7 protein-coding genes are annotated in these 6,014 nt (G+C 61.4%); 2 read left to right on the top strand and 5 right to left on the bottom strand.

Annotated features, from left to right (window positions below):
* Positions 1-164: 164 nt before the first annotated feature.
* From NKJ67_RS34950 to NKJ67_RS34935, 4 genes are all read right to left on the bottom strand, one after another.
* On the bottom strand, positions 165-803 hold the full coding sequence (locus NKJ67_RS34950) for a Stf0 family sulfotransferase (protein WP_352585869.1): 639 nt from the start codon (positions 801-803) through the stop codon (positions 165-167).
* 210 nt (positions 804-1,013) lie between these two features.
* Positions 1,014-1,868 carry a lytic transglycosylase domain-containing protein gene (locus NKJ67_RS34945; RefSeq protein WP_023810941.1) on the bottom strand — a complete coding sequence of 285 codons (855 nt, stop codon included), beginning with the start codon at positions 1,866-1,868 and terminating at the stop codon, positions 1,014-1,016.
* Between the two features lie 5 nt (positions 1,869-1,873).
* A complete protein-coding gene (ispG, locus tag NKJ67_RS34940; RefSeq protein ID WP_352585867.1) occupies positions 1,874-3,127 on the bottom strand; it encodes a flavodoxin-dependent (E)-4-hydroxy-3-methylbut-2-enyl-diphosphate synthase in 1,254 nt (417 codons plus the stop codon).
* A gap of 334 nt (positions 3,128-3,461) precedes the next feature.
* Positions 3,462-3,641 carry a YdcH family protein gene (locus tag NKJ67_RS34935; RefSeq protein WP_013529217.1) on the bottom strand — a complete coding sequence of 60 codons (180 nt, stop codon included), beginning with the start codon at positions 3,639-3,641 and terminating at the stop codon, positions 3,462-3,464.
* A gap of 239 nt (positions 3,642-3,880) precedes the next feature.
* Here NKJ67_RS34935 and NKJ67_RS34930 point away from each other — a divergent pair, with 239 nt between their 5' ends.
* Positions 3,881-4,084 (top strand): YdcH family protein, encoded by a 204-nt coding sequence (locus NKJ67_RS34930; protein WP_013529216.1) that lies wholly within the window; start codon positions 3,881-3,883, stop codon positions 4,082-4,084.
* 21 nt (positions 4,085-4,105) lie between these two features.
* On the opposite strand, the gene NKJ67_RS34925 is transcribed toward NKJ67_RS34930, so the two are convergent.
* Entirely contained in the window at positions 4,106-4,894 is a 789-nt protein-coding gene (locus NKJ67_RS34925) for an IclR family transcriptional regulator (protein ID WP_352554513.1), read from the bottom strand.
* A gap of 127 nt (positions 4,895-5,021) precedes the next feature.
* On the opposite strand from NKJ67_RS34925, the gene NKJ67_RS34920 reads away from it, so the two are divergent.
* Positions 5,022-5,903, top strand: a complete 882-nt coding sequence (locus tag NKJ67_RS34920; protein ID WP_128305966.1) for a transporter substrate-binding protein — start codon at positions 5,022-5,024, stop codon at positions 5,901-5,903.
* Positions 5,904-6,014 lie beyond the last annotated feature (111 nt).

Below are 6,014 nucleotides of genomic sequence, written 5' to 3'. Positions count from 1 at the left end.
GGCGGACATCCCTTGCCCGCAGCTCAAGCGCCGGCAAAATCGCTGCCGCCAGCCTCGCGCCGAAAGACTGTGTGAGATATCCGGGCTAGACTGCGTCCATGAGGATGCGTCAGACGGCTGCTGCCTCCAGACGATAGCGGCGCATCCAGTCGAGGCTTGTCGCGTCAGCGAGCTTTTGCAACGCCGGGGCTTACATCCTCCCCGTCAGGCGCTGGGACTCCCAGGGCTTCGCAGATGCCTAGCAATGTCGCGGCCGGATTGCCTGAAAGGCGCTCATAGCCGACGCGCAGCGGGGATATGCCTTGCTCTGCGAACCAAATGTTCCAGGCCGCGTCATAGGTCTCGAGTTCCGTGACCTCTCGTTTGATCCGCTCGAAATCATATTGAGGCTCTTTCGGCGGCGCGACCCTTTCGATCTCGGTGCCGTCGGGAGCGATATGCCAAAGACCGGTCTGCTCTGCCTTGATCAGGGAGACAGCCTGCGCGAGCTTGTCCTCCCGCGAGAGGTGTATGTAGAGAACATTGCCGAATGCTCTTTCGAACCGCGCTCCGTCCGACGGCAGTTTCGGGAAAATCCGGTCGAGGATCGTCGAAAGCTCATCCAGATTTTCGCGCATCAAGCGAAGGCCGAAGAGGCCGGTTCCACCCTTGCCCGCAGCGATCGCCGCGTTGAGATAGGCGACATTGAAGTCGAGCTCACTCATCGTGTCGCGATCAGGCAGCTTCCACTCTTCAGCCCACTCCAGCACATCCTGCCGCCGATAGAATGAGTGCGGATCGCCAGTCGTCTTCGTGGATGCCAGATGCTCGCACAGCAGCGTGCTTCCGGTCCTCGGCGTGCCGCAGATATGTATCCATCGAACATGTTGAGACCCATGCTGCTCGTCAAAGACAGGGCCGCCGCCCAGTAAAGATGGCGGCCGCTATAGCTGAAATCTTTGCTGGATGCGGCGTCACGGCTGTCGCTTTTAAATGCCTCTCTCGGACAAAACACCATGCCGGCAGCGGCCAAATTACCGGTTGCGCACCACCACGCACGCCCCACCGACACTTTGCAATTTCTGGCAAATAACGTTGGCATCGGCGCGGCGGTCGACACCGATCCTGACCGCGTAGATGCCGCGCCGGCCGATCGGCGTGCGCACCCGGCTGACCACCGGATCATGCCCGTTGAGCAGGGCCGGGAACCGGCTCCTTACTCTGAGCCACTGGTTGATCGCGGCACTGCGGCGAAAATTGCCGGCCACCTGGATGCCCCATGGCTTTATGTTGATCGAAGCCATGGCCACCGTCCGCGACATGATCACCGGCAGTTTTCGGCAAGCGACGGCAAAATCCGTCTTTGCGTCGAGCGGCTCGACTTTTCCGGCATAGGCCCGGTCCGTGAACTTGTCGGCTGGTTCGCCCATGATGTCTAAGACATAGCTTTCGGTCTCCATCGGCAGGAACCCCCCGGAACTGAGCCAGCGCGACACCCGGCTCTCGCCGGCATTGTAGGCGGCGGCGGCCAGGCCGAGATTGCCGTAGCCGGTTTTCATTTCGGCGAGATATCTAGCCGAAGCCGGAATCGCCTGGTTGATGTCGAAGGAATTGGCGAGCCCGCGCATCTTGGCGGTGCCCGGCATGAACTGGGCAATGCCTTCGGCACCGACCGGACTGACGGCGTTGGGATCGAAACGGCTTTCCTTCCAGATCAGCCGGGCGAAGAAATCCCTGGACAGGCCGTTCTGGTCGGCATGCGCCTGGATCAGATTGCAGACTTTGTCGATCAGCCGCTGCTTGGCGGATTGCGGCGGATCGGCCTGCACAAGGGCCGACCAGGTCAGCCCGTACAGCAGGATCAGCGTCGCCCATAGGAAACGCTGCATTTGACCTACTCTGCCGCGGCCTTGCCGCCGCGACCGAACCGCTGTTCGATATAGTCGGCGACCATTTTCTCGAAATCCGCGGCGATCGACGGCCCGCGCAGCGTCGCCGCCTTCTTGCCGTCGACGAAGACAGGCGCCGTCGGCATTTCGCCCGTGCCGGGCAGCGAAATGCCGATATCGGCATGCTTGGACTCGCCAGGGCCGTTGACGATGCAACCCATCACCGCGACCTTGAGGTTCTCGACGCCGGGGTATTTGTCGCGCCACACGGGCATGTTCTTCCTGAGATCGGCCTGGATGTTCTGGGCGAGTTCCTGGAACACGGTGGAGGTGGTGCGGCCGCAACCGGGGCAAGCGGCAACAATCGGCACGAACTGCCTGAACCCCATGGTCTGCAGCAATTCCTGCGACACCTGCACCTCGCGCGTGCGGTCGCCGTTCGGCTCCGGTGTCAGCGAGATGCGGATGGTGTCGCCGATGCCTTGCTGGAGCAGGATGCCCATGGCGGCCGACGAAGCGACGATGCCCTTCGAGCCCATGCCGGCTTCGGTCAGGCCGAGATGCAGCGCATGATTGGAGCGGGTGGCGAGTTCGGTATAGACGGCGATCAGGTCCTGCACGCCGCTGACCTTGGCCGACAGGATGATTTTTTCGCGGCCAAGGCCGATCTCTTCCGCCATCTCGGCCGACAGGATCGCCGACTGCACGATCGCCTCGCGCATCACCTCCTGCGCCGTCAGCGGAAAACCCTTGTCCTGGTTGTCGTCCATCAGCCGGGTCAAAAGCTCCTGGTCGAGCGAGCCCCAGTTGACACCGATGCGCACCGGCTTGTCGTGCCTGATCGCCATCTCGACGATATCGGCGAACTGCCGGTCCTTCTTGTCCTTGAAGCCGACATTGCCGGGGTTAATGCGATATTTGGCCAGCGCGTCGGCGCAGGCCGGGTGATCGGCCAAAAGCTTGTGGCCGATATAGTGGAAATCGCCGACCAGCGGCACGTTGATGCCGAGCCGCTGAAGCCGCTCATGAATGCGCGGCACGGCGGCGGCGCTCTCGTCGCGATCGACGGTGATGCGCACGATCTCGGAGCCGGCCCGGTGGAGGGCTGCGACCTGCGCAACCGTCTGGTCGATATCGGCCGTGTCGGTGTTGGTCATCGATTGGACGACGACAGGCGCGCCGCCGCCGACGACCACGCCGCCGACATCGACGCCGACCGACGTGCGGCGGGGGAAAGGAGAGGAAAAATATCCGGTCATGCCGGCAGCCTTTTGTCTCTGGGGCATCTTGTGTCCTGCATGGACGCACAACGACGCCCCGGGCCGATGCGCTGAGGTCCGGGCATGAGGTGGAGGAGCAAAGATGGCTTGTCAATGGCGACAGGTCGCCACTGGCCGGAATCGCCCGCCGCCGGCGACCAGAAACAATCGATGATCTGGCGAAACGGGCGACGGCCGAAGCGGAGATTGAGCCGGGTGCAAGTCCAGCTTCGGCTGACAGACCGGTGCTGGAAAATCAAAACCCTCCACGCCGGCGGCGGGGTGCCGCCGGGAAAAGAGGCCGCGGATATGGGGCGGCTATGTCAGGAGGGCATCAATGCGTGGTCGGTTTGCCTCTTAGTTTTTCAATCTCGTCCTTGAGTGCCAGCTTGCGTCGCTTGAGATTCACGATTTCGAGGTCGTCTACCGATGGATGATTCATCGCGTCATCGATTTCACGTTCGATGTCGCCGTGTTTCCGCTGCAACTCATCAAGATGGGATGCAAGAGACATGATTGGTTCTCCCTTTCATGGTTTTCCTCGATTGCAACCGTCACGGCGCGTCCACCGCAGGTTCGCTTCTGTGACGGCACAATGACACTGTGCCACCATCCGGCCGCGATGTCGAATGATCCGTGGTAGCATTCCACGACACCTTGAAATGTGATATGGGCTGCACGCCGGTGACAAAACACCCGGTCCCGCCCAATCAGGCCCAGTTTTGGGCGCCGCAGACGTGCAGACGGTAGAGAATGTCCGATCAGGAACAGGCCGATATTCGCCTAGAATTTTCCCGCCTGAAGCAGGAACACGCCGATTTCGATGCGGCCATCAACGCGATGATCGCCATGGCCTGCGATCCGCTGCAGATTCAGCGCATGAAGAAGAAGAAGCTGTTCCTGAAGGACCGGCTGATGGCGCTGGAAGACAAGATCATTCCCGACATCATTGCGTGAGTTGGCGTTCGCTCGCTCGCGCTACACGGCGATCGAAAGCTTCGCGGCACGATCACGCAGCAGGCCGATAAGTTCGCCGGTCCGCCCCTCGGATGTATCGATGGGGACCACCAGGCACATCGTCGCCTCGACCTTGCCCGGCGCTGAAAACACCGGCGCGGCAAGGCACTTGGTATAGGCATCGACAAGGCCTGAAGTGACGCAATAGCCGGTGATCCGCGCTTTTGCGATGTCGGCGACGAAATCGTCGAGCCGCAGTTTGCGCCCGTCGGGCAGCACGAGATCGTCGTTTGACACCATGTCTTCGATCTCAGCCTTCTCCAGCCCCGCCAGAAGCAGCCGCCCCGAGGCTGTCCAGGGCAGCGGTATCTGCAAGCCGGTGGCGGAACTGATGCGGAACGGCCTGGTGCCGGGACTCGCATGGACGATCGTATAGCGGCCGCTCTGCAGCATGCACAGTTCGGAAGTCTCGCCGGTCTCGCGCGACAGATTGTCGACCTCTTGGCGCCCCCGCCTCAACAGGTCGTTGCCCCGCACATAGTCCATTCCGTAGAGATAAAGCTTCTTGCCGAAATAGACGCGATTGTCGTCGCCTTGCATTTCCAGCAGTCCCGCATCGACCAGCGACCGCACAAGCGTATAGGTCGTCGAGCGGGGCGCGTTCACGCCCTTGGCAAGGTCGCCAATGCCGATCGCGCGCTGGGTCGTGTGAAGAAACTCCAGAATCTCGAGCACCCGGTTGAGCCCCTTTTCTCGGGAGCCCGAAATCTTCTCGCCGGCTGAAAGTGCCGAGGCATTGCCATCTTGCATTGTTGATACCCGGTGTTAGTATCTGTCCTGTACAGGATACACGCGTCTCTTGTAAGAGACAATCGCTTTGACGTCACTGACGCGTGTATTGCCTGTGCAAGGGGAACACAAACGAAAGGAGGTCGCCGTGAACGACACATCCGGAAGACGTGATTTTCTGAAATTGGGAATGGCGGGACTGGCCGCGGCCGGCGTCGTGGGTGCGGCGGTAACCGTCGATGCCCAAAAGGCCGCTGCCCAGGCAGCACCCGACAGCCTGCTGCGCACCGTGCTCGATCGCGGCAAGCTGATCGTCGGCACCGGCAGCACCAATGCGCCGTGGCACTTCGAGAACGATGCCGGCGAACTCGTCGGCATGGACATCACCATGGGGCGCATTCTTGCCAAGGGCCTTTTCGACGATCCGACCAAGGTCGAGTTCGTGATGCAGGATCCGGCACAGCGCATCCCCAACGTCACCACCAACAAGGTCGACATCACCATTCAGTTCATGACGATGAGCGCCCAGCGCTCGCAGCTAGTCAATTTTTCCCGGCCTTACTACGTGGAGGGCGTCGCCCTGCTGAGCCTTCCGACCGCCGAGAACAAGACCTTCGACAAGCTGCTTGCCGGCGGCTCGGCGACACGCGTCTCCATCCTGCAGAATGTCGATGCCGAGGCGCAGGTGCATTCGGTGCTGCCCGAGTGCCAGGTTATGCAGATCGATACCCAGGCCAACGTGCTGCAGGCACTGGAATCGAAACGCGTCGACGCCGCTGCCGTCGATCTGTCCACGGTGCGCTGGCTCGCCTCGCGCAATCCGGACAGATATTTCGACGCCGGCAAGAGCTGGCTGAGCATGCTTTATGGCGCGGCACTCCGGCAAGGCGACCTTGACTGGCTGACCTTCGTCAACTCGACCTTCACCATCGCCATGTTCGGCCACGAAAACGCACTCTACGATGCCGCCTTCAAGGACTTTTTCGGACAGGAGCCGCCGGCGCGCCATCCCGGCTTCCCAGCCATCTGACCTGCCGGGGGGGGGGGGGTTTCGAGCGCCCGACGGCCGCCCGCGACACCTAACACGACAAAAGATCGAAAGATTTAAGGAGGGATCTGCGTGTCGTCAAACAGTAATATT

Source organism: Mesorhizobium sp. M0088 (assembly GCF_040322895.1).
Classification (GTDB): domain Bacteria; phylum Pseudomonadota; class Alphaproteobacteria; order Rhizobiales; family Rhizobiaceae; genus Mesorhizobium.
This window is presented reverse-complemented; position numbering and strand designations above follow the sequence as displayed.

Excerpts from the sequence above, each read along its gene's own strand:
- ispG (WP_352585867.1), bottom strand. The coding sequence starts at position 3,127 with ATGACCGGATATTTTTCCTCTCCTTTCCCCCGCCGCACGTCGGTCGGC.
- NKJ67_RS34935 (WP_013529217.1), bottom strand. The coding sequence starts at position 3,641 with ATGTCTCTTGCATCCCATCTTGATGAGTTGCAGCGGAAACACGGCGAC.
- NKJ67_RS34945 (WP_023810941.1), bottom strand. The coding sequence starts at position 1,868 with ATGCAGCGTTTCCTATGGGCGACGCTGATCCTGCTGTACGGGCTGACC.
- NKJ67_RS34925 (WP_352554513.1), bottom strand. The coding sequence starts at position 4,894 with ATGCAAGATGGCAATGCCTCGGCACTTTCAGCCGGCGAGAAGATTTCG.
- NKJ67_RS34930 (WP_013529216.1), top strand. The coding sequence starts at position 3,881 with ATGTCCGATCAGGAACAGGCCGATATTCGCCTAGAATTTTCCCGCCTG.